The organism is Aeromonas ichthyocola, from assembly GCF_046087985.1.
Taxonomy (GTDB): domain Bacteria; phylum Pseudomonadota; class Gammaproteobacteria; order Enterobacterales; family Aeromonadaceae; genus Aeromonas; species Aeromonas rivipollensis.
This window is the reverse complement of the sequence record NZ_JBJSWH010000011.1, coordinates 26039-41635: the sequence shown is the minus strand read 5'-3', so window position 1 is coordinate 41635 and position 15597 is coordinate 26039. Positions and strand designations below refer to the sequence as shown.

At 50.8% G+C, this 15597-nt stretch carries 13 protein-coding genes; 1 reads left to right on the top strand and 12 read right to left on the bottom strand.

Features of this window, described 5'->3' with window-relative positions; all coding sequences use genetic code 11:
• Positions 1-5 precede the first annotated feature (5 nt).
• The 12 genes from ACF2JD_RS21945 to ACF2JD_RS21890 all read right to left on the bottom strand — a co-directional run bounded on the left by ACF2JD_RS21945 (position 6) and on the right by ACF2JD_RS21890 (position 13659).
• Positions 6-677 carry a DUF4400 domain-containing protein gene (locus tag ACF2JD_RS21945; RefSeq protein ID WP_103829251.1) on the bottom strand — a complete coding sequence of 224 codons (672 nt, stop codon included), beginning with the start codon at positions 675-677 and terminating at the stop codon, positions 6-8.
• Positions 677-2821, bottom strand: a complete 2145-nt coding sequence (gene traD / locus ACF2JD_RS21940) for a type IV conjugative transfer system coupling protein TraD (protein ID WP_128343932.1) — start codon at positions 2819-2821, stop codon at positions 677-679. The genes ACF2JD_RS21945 and traD overlap by 1 nt, the downstream gene beginning before the upstream one ends.
• Before the next feature lie 105 nt (positions 2822-2926).
• Positions 2927-3481 (bottom strand): PFL_4695 family integrating conjugative element protein, encoded by a 555-nt coding sequence (locus ACF2JD_RS21935; protein ID WP_158656467.1) that lies wholly within the window; start codon positions 3479-3481, stop codon positions 2927-2929.
• The gene (locus tag ACF2JD_RS21930; protein WP_167576798.1) at positions 3478-3918 is read right to left on the bottom strand and encodes a transglycosylase SLT domain-containing protein; all 441 of its coding nucleotides are present in this window, start codon (positions 3916-3918) and stop codon (positions 3478-3480) included. The genes ACF2JD_RS21935 and ACF2JD_RS21930 overlap by 4 nt, the downstream gene beginning before the upstream one ends.
• Positions 3919-4082: 164 nt before the next feature.
• Positions 4083-4952 carry a hypothetical protein gene (locus tag ACF2JD_RS21925; RefSeq protein ID WP_134696321.1) on the bottom strand — a complete coding sequence of 290 codons (870 nt, stop codon included), beginning with the start codon at positions 4950-4952 and terminating at the stop codon, positions 4083-4085.
• A 268-nt stretch (positions 4953-5220) separates the two neighbouring features.
• The gene (locus ACF2JD_RS21920; RefSeq protein ID WP_134696320.1) at positions 5221-6591 is read right to left on the bottom strand and encodes a hypothetical protein; all 1371 of its coding nucleotides are present in this window, start codon (positions 6589-6591) and stop codon (positions 5221-5223) included.
• On the bottom strand, positions 6588-7151 hold the full coding sequence (gene pilL2, locus ACF2JD_RS21915) for a PFGI-1 class ICE element type IV pilus protein PilL2 (protein WP_134696319.1): 564 nt from the start codon (positions 7149-7151) through the stop codon (positions 6588-6590). The genes ACF2JD_RS21920 and pilL2 overlap by 4 nt, the downstream gene beginning before the upstream one ends.
• Positions 7152-8455: 1304 nt before the next feature.
• Entirely contained in the window at positions 8456-9298 is an 843-nt protein-coding gene (locus tag ACF2JD_RS21910; RefSeq protein WP_103829290.1) for a PFL_4669 family integrating conjugative element protein, read from the bottom strand.
• A 24-nt stretch (positions 9299-9322) separates the two neighbouring features.
• The gene (locus ACF2JD_RS21905; RefSeq protein WP_440988150.1) at positions 9323-9913 is read right to left on the bottom strand and encodes a hypothetical protein; all 591 of its coding nucleotides are present in this window, start codon (positions 9911-9913) and stop codon (positions 9323-9325) included.
• 379 nt (positions 9914-10292) lie between these two features.
• Positions 10293-11132: a hypothetical protein gene (locus ACF2JD_RS21900; protein WP_103829292.1), complete on the bottom strand. Its 840-nt coding sequence runs from the start codon at positions 11130-11132 to the stop codon at positions 10293-10295.
• Positions 11133-11185: 53 nt separating this feature from the next.
• Entirely contained in the window at positions 11186-13207 is a 2022-nt protein-coding gene (locus ACF2JD_RS21895; RefSeq protein WP_158656465.1) for a TraI domain-containing protein, read from the bottom strand.
• Positions 13111-13659 carry a hypothetical protein gene (locus ACF2JD_RS21890; RefSeq protein WP_158656464.1) on the bottom strand — a complete coding sequence of 183 codons (549 nt, stop codon included), beginning with the start codon at positions 13657-13659 and terminating at the stop codon, positions 13111-13113. Before ACF2JD_RS21890 ends, ACF2JD_RS21895 begins: the two co-directional genes overlap by 97 nt.
• A 253-nt stretch (positions 13660-13912) precedes the next feature.
• Between ACF2JD_RS21890 and ACF2JD_RS21885 the strand changes: the two genes are divergently transcribed.
• Positions 13913-15307 (top strand): hypothetical protein, encoded by a 1395-nt coding sequence (locus ACF2JD_RS21885; protein WP_128344144.1) that lies wholly within the window; start codon positions 13913-13915, stop codon positions 15305-15307.
• Positions 15308-15597: the final 290 nt, after the last annotated feature.

Here is a 15597-nt window from a genome sequence, read left to right as displayed (position 1 = left end):
CTCCATTACAGATGCTTTTTGAAGAACCTTACTGCCAACCAGAGGGATACAGAGGACAGCACTGCACTGGGCACCAAAATCCAGTTGGGGTGGATTGTGAATGGAATGGCCAAGTACAGCCCCCACCCACACCACATGCACGGTAAAATCATGCGCTTGGCGTAGTGGTGTCTTAACCCAGACTCCCGAGCCCCTCCGTACTTGCGTAGATCCCGGAGCATCAACCCATCAAAGAAGGCCACAAACATGAATAGCCCATACAGTGGCAACGTAAACAGCAAGATCACCGCTCGGATTAGGCAGACGATAGTGATGTAGATGGCCGCGAGCAGGTACTGTTCGAAAACCGCCATCGAAGCAGACCAAGAGGTGATCCATCGATACCTCGCGGGGTCTAAAACGTCGGGCCCCATAGGGGAACCCGTTACGGCCTGTGTGATGTAATGGATAGCCTCAGTCGGTGTCCAACCAAACAGCGCTGCATTAACGAAGTCTTCATTCAGATAACCAGCCTCTTCGATCACCATTTTGAGGGCGTGCTGGGCTCCTTGCTCAGGCCAGAACCATATCATGCCGCACCATTCAATCATGACGCCGGTGACGGTGGCCCCAACCACCATACCGATGGAGACGATGACAAACGAGATGATGTCGATCCGTTCATTCGGTGTGGCCATCAGGCAACCCTCGCAGCCAGTTCATCGGGGAGGCCAGCTGCAGTCTGACCAAAGGGGTTATTGGCCGCGGTTGGCCTGTCTATGCTCTTCCAGGATCTCAAGTTGTTATACCAGCTATCCGAGGTCTGGTAGTTCGATTCCATCAGTGCGCAGATCTCTTCCACGTCTTTCGGGATTGGTATGTTGTCTTTCCTGTCATCCATTAGCGGGAAACGCAGCTTGTAGAGCTTGGCGCCATCGAGCAGTGCGAAGGCCTGACCCTTGGGCAGGCGAATAATATCGGAGGGTTGTAGTAGTGGGACCTGGCGTGTGCCGATGGTATCCGAGTTGTTCGACTCGAAGTGAATGGTACTAGTCACGTCGGAGTTATCACGTGCAGAACTCAGTGCGCCCAACTCGCTAATAGTGACCTCTGGCAACTGGTTGGTAAGAAGCTCAGCTGTTTCTATGGTTTTGACGCGCAGCATGATGATCGCATTGAAGTTTGACAACATTTGCTGGGCTTTGGCTGCGTCTCCAAGCTTGGCCTCTAGGTCGAAAACTGACTGGGTGTAGGCTGTGAACCTCACCCCAGAGCCACCGGACTTGTTGAGGATCGGGATGGCGAAATCTGTCGCCAGCTCATTGAACTCATCGCAGTGGAGGTAAACCTTCGGTAAAACGCCATTTCTTGCGTCCACCAACCCTTTTTCCATCCCGTATTTATACAGATAGCCACAGGTAGAGAGCAGGTCAGACAGCATAGAACCGCCAATGGCCTCTGCTACTGTCTTATCTGTCATGGCGTCCAGACCGATATAGACCACTGCCTTTTGCCGCATGATGGTCATCCAGTCGATAATGGGTCGGGAGTCTTTGGCGTCGTATGTTGGGGCCACCAGCTCCACCAGCCGGCCGGATGTGACTTTCTCCACGAACGGCAGCAAGGATGCAGTCAGTTTGTCAAAGTAGGTCTTGTCGTACTGAATTGCGGATAGCAAGGCCAGCAGCACAGGATCAAAGATGCGCTTCCCCTTGATGTAGGCTTCCAGGGCCGCGGTTCGCTTGGTCCGGCTTTGCATGTGCCGGGGAGGAGCCTTCATGTTCAATTCGATAGTGCTCACGTCCTCTCGCCAGCGAGCAATCCGGTGCTTCTCGAAATAATACTCGCTGTAGTCGTTGAATAGCGGTTCCATGTCAGCAATGTCACCTTGGATCTGCACGTAACTAGGCCGACTACCCATTGCAACCCTAGCTTGTGCAACGATGTTCACGAATCGCCAAGAGAACTCCGCAAAAGCAGCACTGTTTCCCTCACTGGCGAGTTGGCTGGTGGCCCGGGTGGCCACTTCCGAAATCCTGGCGAATGAGCCCACGGCGTTATAGCGGCAGCTGATGTCGGGGAATCCTAAGTGGAAGATGTAGAACGGGCGATTGTGCCTCTTGGCTTCCGTATAGAGGCGCTTGAGGATGCCGGCGTCAGATTTGGGGTCCATGAAGACCGTGCAGCCGTCGCCGCGGGCAATATCGGACGCAACGTAAATCTCGGCGGCTCGGGTCTTCCCCACGCGCGTTGTGCCAATCACGATTTTGTGAGCAACTCGTTCTCCCAGGTCTTCGTAGACATCCCTTTCATGAGGTTCAACAGCATGCATGATCGGCGATCCCCCAACGGGGGGGAGGGGGCGGACAGGGTTCCATGGGCTGTCCTTGCGAAGCGCTTTGGCGATGGACTCAGCCAGCATCCCTTTCCCCTCCAAGGTAATTTCCGCCCGGCGGGCCAGCTTACTTAGATTGCTGGGCTCCAGGTACTTCATCGCCTTGATGGATTGCGCCTCAATCATCCGCTGTGTGTGAATGGGCTTCCACTCAAAACCTCGGCCGATCCAGTTGAGACGTTGCGAACATGGAACGTCCTGGGGCTTCATCTCGTAGTAACTGAGGCGCGTAAGGTTGCGATGGTACTTGCTGACGGTCCATCCGTCGTGAAACCTGCTGAGGGCCCCGGCCGCCAATATACTGCCACAGGCATAGCTGACTGATGGAGTCATCATGAGAGTGTGAGGCGCCCACATGCACAGCGCTGCTCCCCCTGACATGATCGCAGAGCTGTAGAGCTCAACAGGCGGGCGTAGCAAGGACTCAATTTCAAATTTTGCAGTCATGGATACATTCCATATATGGGATATAAGGGGGGGGGAGAATCTCGCCGGGGAGCAAGGGGCACCGGCGTGGCTGCGGCAGATGGGAGGATGGCCATCTCGGACTAGCTACTGAAAAAAACCAGATTTGGTGATCATGATCGGGTAGCCCGGGGCGCCTAGCTGATCGGCGAGGGCATCAGCATTCATTGGCCAGAGTTGCATGGGAGCCACCAGCTTTTGCATGTACTCCCACTCGGTTTGGTTCCTTACCTTCGTCAACACCCCGGACGAACCATACTGCTCCAACACCTTTCGATTTGCCTGGAACCATCGAATGCTGTACTCGTCGGTGCCGATGACGAACAGAGGCTGGGGGAGGTCCGGCAGCTCCTTGAGCATCTGGGTACCAGGAAGAACTACCGGCTTGATGAGCTTTGGTTCAATAGGAAAGATCCTTGGCAGTGCTGCAGATGAGGGCTTGAAATTCTCCATAGCAGTTTTGAGGTTGGTCTTGATCTGATCCAGTGAATCCGGTTTCTTCAGGTCGGAGTAAAACTGGTCATCAACCCAGTTCTTGATAGGGAAGGCCTTCTCATTCTGGTAGATGACAATCCCTGGCGATGGCACATCTGCATGCGCACAGCCAGCGATCGCCGACAGCATGATCCCCAAAACGGTCATTGCATGGTTTGTTTTACATATTGCCATTGTTTATACACCGACTTGCGATAGGCTGCGGCTTTCGCTACATCCGTTGGGTTGTGATACTGGCCGGCTGCTTGCCACCAGTTTCGGGATTTCTGGTAATGCTCGGATAGGTAGTCAGCTGCCGCATTGAGGTTCGTCCATGGGTCAGTAGCCGCCCAGAGGTCTCCACCAAACCTCCCGGAGTGCCAACGCCAATTCACCTGGGCAATACCGATGTCTACGGATCGGTGTCCCTGGTCAATTAGCCGCTTGCAAAACTGATACAGTGCAACGCGAGTTTTGAACCTATACCCTTTCCCTTTGAAATTGGCCGTCCATGGCCACGGCACGATTCGCCCCTTGTTTGTCGGCAATTTACTTTCGGCCAACGAGATTGAATACAGAAGATCTGCCGGCACACGCTTAATCATGGCTACTTCATAGTAGGCTGGTGGAATAGGTGCTACTTGGGGCTTTGCACCCTTAACCTGCTTAGTTGCATGGCGGCCTCGAGCATCGGTTGAGGCGCTTCCTTGTGAGGGGCTGGCAAAGGTGAGTATGGCCAGAATGACTGCAGCACTGATCGTCCCTATCCTCATGGCTTCAACTCAACCGTGTTGTTTAGTTGGACCCGGTATGCAACCGGCAACCCAGGGGTAGGTTTAAGGCGAGCATAGTATCCACTGTCATAGTTCACGGTCGCTTTGCCATCAGCAAGCATCTGAGTTGAGATCCCGACACTTCGAGAGAAAGACAACAGGTTTTCATCGGCGTTGGCATTGATGACGAACAGATCAAGGCGATTGAGTTTGCTTGAGCTGGTGGCGAGATTCTTGATGAACCTGGTGCACCTGACATCGCAGTTTGCAGCGTCAGCATAGGCAACGGTTCGCGTGTCCTTGATCGGTACCGCTACACTGTTGCTGCTGAAGCCTGCGGCCTTAGAGCTGTCAACGCCAGATTCAGCGCTGCGCTTGGCCCAAGCTCTTCTCTCCGAATCTGACATCCAAACCGGGTGGTTCGGGATCAGCGTCTTGATGTATTGATTAACGGCCTCGTCAAACTGAACTTCCCTTGCCAATCGGGCACGTTCCATTTCGACCGAAAGTTTGGCATATCGGGATCGATCAAAATCTGTCTTGGCGTTTATACCCATGACCATGAGTGGTGTGAGCTCTGGTTTATTCGAGTAGTAGGCGGCATTCGGTCCGGTGGACATCAACTCCTTGTACTCCATCCATTCTGATTGTTTCATCCCCCATGCCTTGGACTGTCGAAGATCCTCTTTCGTCCACTGCAGATACGACGGTACTTCGTTAACGGTCGGTAAAGTTTCACGTTGTGTTGCTGATTGGCCTATGGTGGTGAGATTGGTATTTACTCCTGACCGCAGTTCTACAGCTTGTGCTGATATGCCGAGCGTGCCAGCGACAATGGCGGAAATAATTGCACGTTGAAATTTCATCGTAAGTACCTCAGTGGTAGAAGGCAGCGCGAGCCGTCCCGGCCGTAAATGAAGATTGAACCGCCAGAGTAGTAGGGCCTTGATGAGTCAATGTAAAGTGAACGGAGGCCGGTAATGTCTTGTTGTGAGCACGCGGGGACGGTAGCCACTTTCTTCGGCTCACTCTCTTTCTCTCCGAAGCTTTTGGCTAGCGAATTGGAAAGGTTCTGGATGGTGCTACACCCACTCAGTAACAAGACTGCCGCAGAAAGTAAAATCCATCTAGGCATCAGTAGCCTCCGCTGGCCACAACAGTGAGAACCTTGTCCCCCTGGATGAATACAGCCTGTCTTGATTGACGGTCGGCACTCTCCAATCGCCACATTCCAATTTCATCGCCAACTTGAAGTCTCTTAACGTCGTCGCCATTGATCATGGTGACAAGCAGGATGCCCCCCCAATCATCAACATCGAAGAGTGTATGGCCATCGACGACTTTGGCCAACTGAGGTTTCCTGACTGGTAGAGTCTTCGTTGTGGAATAGTGTGACTCTGCAGTGCGTGTTGTTTGAGAGATGGCTTGGTGGCCGGTATTCTTTAGCTTATTGATAGCTGCCTGAGATGCCTCTTGACTAACCCTCAATGCATCAACAGACTCCTGAATGTTGTCGACTAGTTGGCGAGTTTGCCTAGCCCAAGTTAAACCAAGGTCTGTGTCCGTCGACAGTTTTTCGGTAGATGACTTTAGCGAGCTCAGCTCTGAGTTTAGAGCTGACAAATCTGCTGCCTGTTGCTGAACATGCCGCGAAACTTCACCTACAGCAGCATCAATTTCAGAGGTCCTATTCACGGAGTTAGATTCGATTTTATCCATCCTAGCTACCATCTCAGTACGTAGGTCATCGAAAATCTGTTGAATGTTTTGATTCTTCGGGAGCGATAGAAATGTGTAGCTGGCTAAACCAAAGCTGAAAACACCAAGAGCAAAACTGACATACGCCGCCGCAATGGTTCTTCCCCCTACAGGGTCAGTATCATACCGCTCATATCTGTCTCCTTGGTCATGATCCAGAGTCGACTCGCTCACAGGTTCATGTTCGGTGCTTGGATGAAGTGCCGGCTGCCTTGCTTTTTTCAATCGACGGAATATGCCGCTCGTTGATTTTTGTCTATCGCCAGACTCTGCATGAATTGATTCCAACGGAGGTTCGACAGGTACATCCCCATCATTTAGCTCTACGTCATTATTCGCGTGTGATGCATCCGGGGTTATCTCTGGAAGAAATTCGTCACCGTCGGTGACACTATCACTCCGCTGAAGTTGCATATCTTGAGGCTGTTCGGTAACTGAGCTTTGTTCTTCAGTGAATGTTTGCTCCGTTTTTTCTACCACTCCCCCTACAATCCAACCCGCACTTAAGTCTTCTCCCATGAGTTCTCTTGCAACATCCATCGGGTCGATTTCTGGGACTGCATCGATAGCTTTTGCCGTTTCTGCGCCTGCGTAATTTGGGGATGTGGCATCCCCACTCACCTGGTTTTTGCCAACTAATGAGTCATCATCCTGAATGACACCCTGGGCAGTTGAAACACCAAATGAAGAAAGAAGGCTGTCTGTTTCACTGCTCTTTCGCTTGAGGAAATCGCTATCCGTTTTCATTGCTTTACACCGTTAATTTCAATAGATGTAGGGTCTTCATCATGGAGTAATGGGACAAATGTGACGACGCGATGCACAGGGTCTACAAGCAGCAAGAATGCATCACCAGCAAGTGTCTTGAGAGCGGATTGGACAGTGACGTATGAAAATTTTCTTTGCACGCTTGGCAAGGGGAGGGTGAGCATCACTTTCGTGCTTTCTGGCAGATTAGACATCTCGGCAAGCGTGTACCCGGTCTGCTGAATTGTGTAGTTGATCGCTTGCCCTACTGTCTCTACGGTGGGTGGAAATGAAAAGCTCACAACGGTAAGAAGCGGATTAGATTGGCGTACTTCCGGAGTGGTGTCGATTGTGGTGTAACGCGAAATTGCATACCGGTCTTCTGGTGTAGCTGCGGTGACACCCTGCGCAATCATCATCCAGATTGTCGCTACTGTCAGCGCACTTTTTACTGTCTGCATCTCAATGCGTCCATGGTTGATTTTAGTCGCTAATTTTACCATGACGTGATACCGGAAAATGGGTGCAGTTTTGGCAGTGATTTTTTCAGCGATATGCATTGAGCGATATGCTGAAGCCTAACAGCATTAACTTCGATATCTAGCAGAGTGGGCAATGGCGAAGGATGGGTTCTACGGAGAGGAAATTGTTAATGCAGGAAGGCGTGTGATACGACCGTATAGCAGATAAAGTTAAGGCGCCATCAGGCGCCCTAATATGATTCGTGTTTTTCTTGAAATTAAAAGGCCGGTTTCTTTTCCTGGCTATTTGATTTGATGTTGGGGAGGAATTTTCATTCCGGCCTCTGGCAGCCCCTGGGCCTTTCGTCGGGCCAGATTTACTCTGACTAACTGGCCGATCGTTTTTGCCGACGATCTGCGCGGCGTTGTTGAAGTCATGTTCACCATGACGGTTCCAATGCTATCGGATCACTCCGGGCTGATCAAGGGAACTAATCGACAGCCAAAGAGCAAGGGGAATGGCGAAGGGAAGGGGGCAGGCTGCGCTGCCCTTAACCATTAAAGGGGGTGTGGGGGAAAATAGAGGGCCCTTCACCATTGCGCTGGCGTAGGCCTGCATAACCCCAAGGCGGATTGGGTTTTGATAGCCGTCGGCACTTGAATGCGGACCAAGCAAAGCATGCCGCGTTGTCATATCATATTGTTTTTTAACGTTTTGACTGTTTATTGCCCTTAGGGGAGATCTACCTTTCCAGCAGCCCAGCGGGCAGTAATATGTCAAAAATTGGCTCCGTATGGGTGTGTGCGTGTTGCTTAGCTCAATCCGTGTAGACCCAATGGGCTCCGCTAGGTTGATCCAACACGTGCCTGAGGAGGAGTGCCGCCCCGTTCTTCATGGGCACTTCGGTGCAATTGGTCGCTTGTATTGTGGGAATTCTCCCCAACGGCTGGGATGGTGAGTGCAATGAATGTGATCTGAGTCACGTTTTGTTTTAGGTGCATGCCACCACAAGTGGCGTGGGCGGCGTGCCGTTACTGTGCCGCCTATAAAAAACGACCCGCAATAATCGCGGGTCTTTCCTATCTTCTCGTTCGCTTGGCGAACAGGCCGAGTTGAGAGTTTATATAGTCGAGCTGAGTTTGGGTTTTTATGGCCAGAGAGCTCTCTGTTTCATCTAGCTGGAGACCAAAACCACTGTAATTCGATATCCTTCTGTTACTACCATCGACAATCTTCCATCTGAGGTAAATCCTATTGTAACTCCGATGTGGGATTATTATTAATGGAAGAGCATCGCGAATCTTCAAATTAAGCTCATGGACAATATTTGAAATCTCGGCCTCTATATAGTCATCGCTCATCTGTTTCAGAGAGTTTAGACAGAGGCCATCCATCTCTTTCATCATGCCTCTTCGGCTGTCGTTTCCTTAACGATTTCAGGTTCGATGTAAGCGTCCGCTGGGTTGCTCTTTCTTTCCGCTACGTTATGAATTTCAGGTGCGAATTCATGCCGAGTTTCACCGCGCATGTGGCCAATCGATGGCAAGATCCCAATCGACTCATAACGCTCTGCAGCGATGCGAGCTTTCTCGTTATTGGCTAACACGTCATCTCGAGTGACAGGAGTATGTCGATAAGACGCTGCGCGTGAAATGAGTGCTCGGCAGCCCCGCATAACATCGCGAATGTAAGTGGTTCTTGCACTCGGGCTAAGCAGAGCTACATGGCTTGCAAGCATGACAAGGCGAATGAAGGAGTCAATTTCCAGGACTGTATACAGGAACTGATAGTAGAGCTGGCTACCACTACGAACCTGATAGACGATGGGTTTCACGGAGAAAGATTCAGAGGATGTGAAATTCTCTGGAACCCGGTCTTCCATGTAGCTAATCAGTGCCTGCTTTTTGGTTTTCAACTCTTCTCTGAACTCTGTAATTGCTGTCCAGATTGAATCAAACCAGAAGTCTGCATAGGGGTTGTCGAGTCGGATATCCCCTTCCAGGATCATCATGGATTGCGCCAACATGGTCAGATTGTGTGGGGTGAATTTTTTCTTCTGACCATTGTCATCAGTACCGTCCTGATCCGATTCACGCTTGACGCCGGAAAACAGTGCGGCTCCTTCATAGGTATGGATCTCAATTTTGATGTGTGACCTGAGTCTGCCCAGTTCGGTTACTCGATTGCTCGGTGTGCTCGAGGTCTCTTCATTGCTGAGGGCTCCAAGAATCAGTTTGCTGCTCATTTTTCCTTTTTCTCCGTTTGTTGATCAAATGATGATGTCGACAGCGTGGTATACCTGTGTTGCCATTTTTTTTATGCTGGGTGTGATAGTGATGTTGAGACCCATGCCACTACATGCATTCGTACATCTCCTGACATCGGCCTGATTCCACTTTGAAATCCTCCCCATAAGTACGCCAAGATGCTGGCCTGCATGCTTCAGTGAAATTTCCTCCCGCTCATCGCCTTGGTAAAATTCGACTATGAATCTGACGATCTGCGTGTAGAGATCCAGAGGGTCCATTACATCAAAACTTGGTTGGAAGAGATTCAGCGTGTGAATCACAAGCCCCTCCAGACGGGGGTCGATTTTCGACGTTGGTCGGCCGGGAGTATTTTGCGTCCCCATCCACTGGATGGCTGAAATTGGCGAGCCCGTGATGATACCGATTTTCTTCCTGTGAATTTTCATCATGGACAGAAGCTGTTGAGTTCGTATCACTTCGTTAAGCTGTTCAGAGGTCTCCCCAATGATCATGGCGATGTCTGGCGATAACCTTATGTGCTCCGGTAGTATCAATGTAGCAAGAGAACCGAGCCTACTTGGATTCATCCTGCAGTATTGGACTACTGACATAAGTTCATCCCTTTTCAGTAGACATACATCTGCTAGGAAATCACAATTTGTGAAGCTACTACTGATCAAATGCAGTAGAAGTGCCCGAGGGAATTGAGCATCTGCGTCCTCGTCCCTTGCAGGCATACCGTTGGCGATGGCATTGAATACTGGTCGAAGATCGATAGTTCCAAAGCACCCGCTAGGGTCATCATGAATGTCATCCATCACTCGGCGTTTGAACTGAAGCGTCTTTATCCAAAATTCATTCTGGCAAAATTGCTCAAGCCCATACCCTGTTAGATTGTGAGAAAAGGGGGCCGCATATGAACGATGTAGGATGGCGTGCCTGATTATCTCTGCCAGGAGTGAGCCACAGCATGCGATCAATTTGTCCCGTTTATTCGACATCACACTCTCCGCTGTTTAGTGCCACGCTGATCGACATGCGTCGTATCAATCGCATTAGTCTGCCACAAGCTGGGTGAATTGTGTTGTCGTTTGATTCGTCGATCATGGAGATGATTGTTGCGTTGGCCCAGGACGAACGAGATAGGTTGAATCGCAGATGAATTGACTCTGCCATCTCGTTTTCATCGCGATATCCATTTCTGAGAGCCAACTTATCGAGGCCGGCCGCCAGTGACTCGCTTCGTGATGATTGTGCGCCGAGCAGAAGTAAAGGGATTGCTCTGACCATTTGTACTCTGCTGGAGACGCTGCGCAGATCAACACAGAAACCGCCATGTATAAGCGTTGATAGTTTTATGCCATATGTTGAGGCAATAGATTCGGCGGTGAGATAGATTGCGTGATCAAGAAATGAGAGGTCTTGTTGTGCTTCAGAGATCTGCTCTGGTGCTGTGGAGATCTCGATGTCTGGTTTTGTGGCGACCAGAAATGAAATGGCATGGCCAACAGTGTAACCCTCGATGGGGCTTGTTGGATTGTTGTCCCACTTATCCTGACCGTCGCAAATCTGCGAGAGAAGGGCGGCCACGTTTTTGATTTCCATGGCCGACGCCGACCGGAGCTTCTCAGCACCAAATGTTACGATGCTGTTCCAGCTTGCTCGGTAGTCGCGAATAAACCGCTTCGATGAGGCCATCACCTCTTCGTAACTACTAGGTGTATCAATTGGAATTTCAAGCTGCTCGTTGCCGTAGAGTGCTGCAATTGCTAACAGTCTCTCCCCGCCATCAAGCTTCCTAAGATCCAAATCTTCTTCTAGCCCGTTCACTATTTATCCTCCCGCAATCACCACAAAATTTGTGTCTTTTTTTTTTGCGATATCTATCTGATATCGCCGAGTGTTATGAATCTATTTGCATTGTTGAAATCGAGGTCAAGCATCAGCTCTTCGGTACCCTGTGCTGTCAGCACCATCACGTGCAAGTCAGCTCGTTTTCGCATGCCAACAATTTCAGCTGTGATCATTGTGCCACCCAGGATAGAACGCTCAAACGTCAATACCGATGCAATGGCGTGCTGAATTTTGGACACTGCATCGCGTCTCGCTTTGGGATCCATGTTCTTGTTCGCGCCATTTTGATCTAGAAAGGTGTAGAAAAGCCCCGGGCTGACAAAACAGAGCCTGCGTTCTGAAACGATATGTACTGCGCCAGCTCTTGCATTGACCTGGATGGTCCCGGTCATGATCTGTGCACGTAGCCACTCAATAAATTGGTGTGCTGTATCAGAACGGCCAGAATTTGTTTTTTTGATGGAGTGTGGCGCGGACTGTCGAGTCTCCTGACGTGTACTCGGCGCCTCATTTCCTTGAATGAAGTTTTTGAAGTCGTCGCTTGTAGTCTTCACCGTCAAAGGGTATTCAACGTTGCTCGCTACCACTTCGGCAGTAAGTTCAGTGAAGCTCTGATTATCGGTGCAGGTTGGTGGGACTTGCTCATTACGCTGTTGAGGTTGTGACTCCATGCTCTGATCGGGTGGGACCATTTTGGCTTCAGGAGCGGCGGTGTTTTTCGGTATCGTCTGAGTAGAGATAGCCTTCTGATCTGAATGAACTTGTGATTGAGCGGGCTTAGCAACCTGCTTCACATCGCTTGTTGATGAGCCTGCCTTGGCCGGCTGAGCTTCACCGGGGATCTGATGATGATATTGTTCATCTACAGATGGGCATAGAAGCCTGCCGGTGTAGACTGGAAGCTTTGCATCTGGGTCTAGGACCTGGCGTTTGATCAGCACCACTGCAAGTGGCTTTTGATTTGGAGTGAACATGAGCGAGTGCATCGCCTTCCCATTCATGTTCAGTATCAACATGCCGTTGTCACCCATTGTGTCGTAAATCAAGCTGGTGTTATCCGGCAGGAACTGGTTTTCGGAGCCGAGGGCAGATCGGATGCATTCGACGAAACGCGGGGCGACACAAGCAATGAAGTGTTGGGATACCCAATAGGGTGAATTTTTCTTGTTAGGCTCAAAGTCACGCAGTGACAGCGTAATTCCCTTGATGGCCAGGGCATGAATTTGCGGCCTTTTTGCAAGAGAGCTATTCACAGTGGCTTGTGCAGCTATTGCTACAGGGGCATCTGCCATGGCGTCGCCTGTTGATTGAGAGTCGCACTCAATCACGCACCGACCGATATTCCCCCCTAGCTCCATTGCTTTTCCACCAATCGTGGCAAGCCATTCATCGCGGATGATTGATTTTTTCCAGATCCAACTGAGTGCAGCCCTTGGCATGATTTGGAATATCAGTGGAAGACTCGCAACTTCGTGTACGCCGTGCTGGCGGCGGTCATTGTATCGATAGATGTACTTGGTACCCGGCGCCATGGGGCCAAGGTGTGGCAACCAGGGTGTCATGTTTGACCCCTTCACAACCACCACATCAACATCAGTGAGGAGCTTGCCAATATCGTGCAGTGCCCCCGCTGAAGTCATCGCGAAGATATATAAGGCCTGCCATTGAGAGATCTGTTCCTCTCCATCGGCTATGTATAAGAATCGACCTGCGATTCGGGCTGAGTACACCGCAACTTCGATACTGTGCTCTAACAGACCACCAAGGTGAGCGTGGTGATGTCGTTCACTCGCGGGCAGGTGCTGGCACCAAGCTGCAAGATTTCGAAAGAGCTCCATGTAAATTTGATTGAATCGGGTCTCATCGAGTTGCGTGAACGCACTCAAGTTCTGCAGCAGGGGTATATGGCGTTTTAACAAGGCATCAGGGCTCTCTGCGACGAGGGCACCACCGCTTAATGCATTTGCTTGTTGTGCTGGATCAGCGTGTGATTTGTTATCGATTTGTCCGACTTGTTGCCTTGTTGACCGCTTGAACCACCAATTACGCACGCCTGCTTCTCCTTCACTTCTTGTAGTATTTTCTTCCAAACACTGATCACTCTGGGGTCAGCCTCTGGCATCACTTTTCTCTGAACTTGTGTTGGGTACATTCGACCGATGAAAGAGTGAAGGGCTTCATCTTCAGGGTTCCAGCTTTCCCCCTGGCAGTAGAAGTGCAGCCTCCCTAATGAACAGCTTGCTATCGCCATATGGGCGGCGGCTTCCGGAGTTTTCTCGGTTTGTAGGCAATGGCTTGCCACAAGCAGCAACGGAAGTTCATTTTTGGGGGCCATTGAGCTGGGTGTTGCTGAGTCAAAAATTGCACAGTGGGCGGAAAAATCTCTGATCGCTGTATAAAGGACTCTCATCTCTGGCTCAAGAGCAAAGTTGAGCTTGTCCTTCCCGGTCAGAAATTCGTATAACTCACCCCAAGGGTTCACCGCTTTCTCTTTAACCAACACAACACCCCCCTTTAAGTTTTGTGGCATTATCTAGCAACTGAGGACTAATAAACGGCTGTCAATTTAGAGGGGGGTTTTTATGGCGGGTGTTTGGGTTGTAAAGGGGGGGACGCTTCAACCGATTAGGCGTCTCGAGAAGTCTATAATCCTGCATCCAGACAACCGCGATAGCCTTGAGACGCAGGAGCTTCTTGCAACGTTGCACCACAATAAGTATTGGCTACTCTGTGGGTGTAAGAAGCCGGACGCGAGGATGTTTGTGCGCCAGGTTGCGGAAGATAGGTACCTGATAGTCAATCACCATGAGCATGGTCACCACGACCCACATTGCCCTCTGCGCACGTCTCTTGGGTTGGGAGGCGCATCGGAGGACTCTGGCCCTGATGCTGGCGACAACACTACCGCGATGAAGCAGCCAGAGTATCGCCTGATCTCTCCATACCGCAAGATAGACCTGCTTTCGTTGGATGGTGATGTCATTGATGATGCGGAAGCACAACGGAGTGCTGCTCTTGATGAATTGGGCATATCACCTGTTGATAATTCGGATAAACCGAAACGAACTCAGGCTGAGAACCCCGCTCAGAAGGTAGATGTTCTCTACAAACTCCTCTGGCAACTGATGGACGATTCGTTCTGCACTTATCGTCACCACCGGCAGAAGATCTCGATGAACTCTTTGCAGATGAAGATACGGGCGGCAGCGTATCCGCTCAATCTCAAAGGGTTTGGGTGCTTGCAGCAATTCACATTTGTTGGGGAACAGGGATTGGACATGCTGCTTGGCCAACTAAATCGTGCCCATAAACGCGACCCTAAGACCCGGCACCAATTCCTTTTTTTGTGTGTGATCGCCGACTACACCCTGTTTAATGGTGCGGCTTCTTGCGTCTTGCTCAATGGTTCTGCACTAATGTTGGGGCAGGCTAAACGACCACCACTGTTGCTAAATGGGATGCAGTCAGGTGATGGCCCGTTCATGCTGGCTGTAACCTTTGCCTACGATAAGCCAACCGATGAGGGACCCTCAATCCTCCGTTGGGCGTTGCAACCGCTTGCCAGTGCAGAGACCCCGTTACCAGTTGCCAGTTGGCCAGAGCGCCTTATTGTGATTGAGATGGCCCGTTGCCTGGACAACATTGATCCCAACATCAGCACACGTTACCAGCTCTGGTTGCATAAGCCTGTTTTGCCAATGGTCGACCGAATGACTGGAGTCTGGATCCAGCCGGCGATCACGTTGATGGCCAAGGACTCTCGCGGTGAACGTTGCCGCGTTGCCTTCAGGCTCCAGGGGGAGGGTGACAATATCGAGGCCTACAAACGTACTTTTGAGCATGTCCATACCCTGGATCTGGATAGCCCCAGTACGTTGGCTAAGTCATGCCAAGAGATGTTTGTCATTGGGAAGGGGGTGATTGACGATCACTATCGGGCGCTTGACAAAGAGCGTGCTGAACTGGAAGCAATGGAAGAACAGAAAAAAATCGAGTATCGAATGCAGAATAGAGAGCTTGAAATCCGTGGAGAGCTATCCCTAGCTTCAGCTGGCCACCCAGATATTCCCCCGATGCCGATGGACACTCCAGAGTATGAGATCCCTTACGATGAAGAGTGGGATCGCATGATAGAGGACCCGGACGACTGAATTTCGGGCAAAAAAAAACCACGCCAATAGGCGTGGTTTTTTGTTTTTTAACTTCGGGCCTTAATTCGCAGGAGGCGTGAACGTTCAAATGCGGCCGCATCCTCCCGGCACATAAACCAGAAACGAATCGCAAAGGCTAAGCCGACGACTTCAAGTGCTAAAACAATGTTGATCCACATAATGAGATCCTTGGCCAGAAAGGCCTGGTTGAGGTGGCCCAGATGGGCGGGTTGGAGGTTGGCAGCCGCGGTTAGCGGTACAGGCTGGTTATGCCATCGCCTGTCAGCACA

What these genes read in the sequence shown, in the direction of transcription:
- ACF2JD_RS21885 (WP_128344144.1), top strand. Translation starts at nt 13,913, where the DNA reads ATGTTTGTGCGCCAGGTTGCGGAAGATAGGTACCTGATAGTCAATCAC.
- ACF2JD_RS21945 (WP_103829251.1), bottom strand. Translation starts at nt 677, where the DNA reads ATGGCCACACCGAATGAACGGATCGACATCATCTCGTTTGTCATCGTC.
- pilL2 (WP_134696319.1), bottom strand. Translation starts at nt 7,151, where the DNA reads ATGCATATCGCTGAAAAAATCACTGCCAAAACTGCACCCATTTTCCGG.
- ACF2JD_RS21925 (WP_134696321.1), bottom strand. Translation starts at nt 4,952, where the DNA reads ATGAAATTTCAACGTGCAATTATTTCCGCCATTGTCGCTGGCACGCTC.
- ACF2JD_RS21930 (WP_167576798.1), bottom strand. Translation starts at nt 3,918, where the DNA reads ATGATTAAGCGTGTGCCGGCAGATCTTCTGTATTCAATCTCGTTGGCC.
- ACF2JD_RS21935 (WP_158656467.1), bottom strand. Translation starts at nt 3,481, where the DNA reads ATGACCGTTTTGGGGATCATGCTGTCGGCGATCGCTGGCTGTGCGCAT.
- ACF2JD_RS21905 (WP_440988150.1), bottom strand. Translation starts at nt 9,913, where the DNA reads ATGTCAGTAGTCCAATACTGCAGGATGAATCCAAGTAGGCTCGGTTCT.
- ACF2JD_RS21920 (WP_134696320.1), bottom strand. Translation starts at nt 6,591, where the DNA reads ATGAAAACGGATAGCGATTTCCTCAAGCGAAAGAGCAGTGAAACAGAC.
- traD (WP_128343932.1), bottom strand. Translation starts at nt 2,821, where the DNA reads ATGACTGCAAAATTTGAAATTGAGTCCTTGCTACGCCCGCCTGTTGAG.
- ACF2JD_RS21910 (WP_103829290.1), bottom strand. Translation starts at nt 9,298, where the DNA reads ATGAGCAGCAAACTGATTCTTGGAGCCCTCAGCAATGAAGAGACCTCG.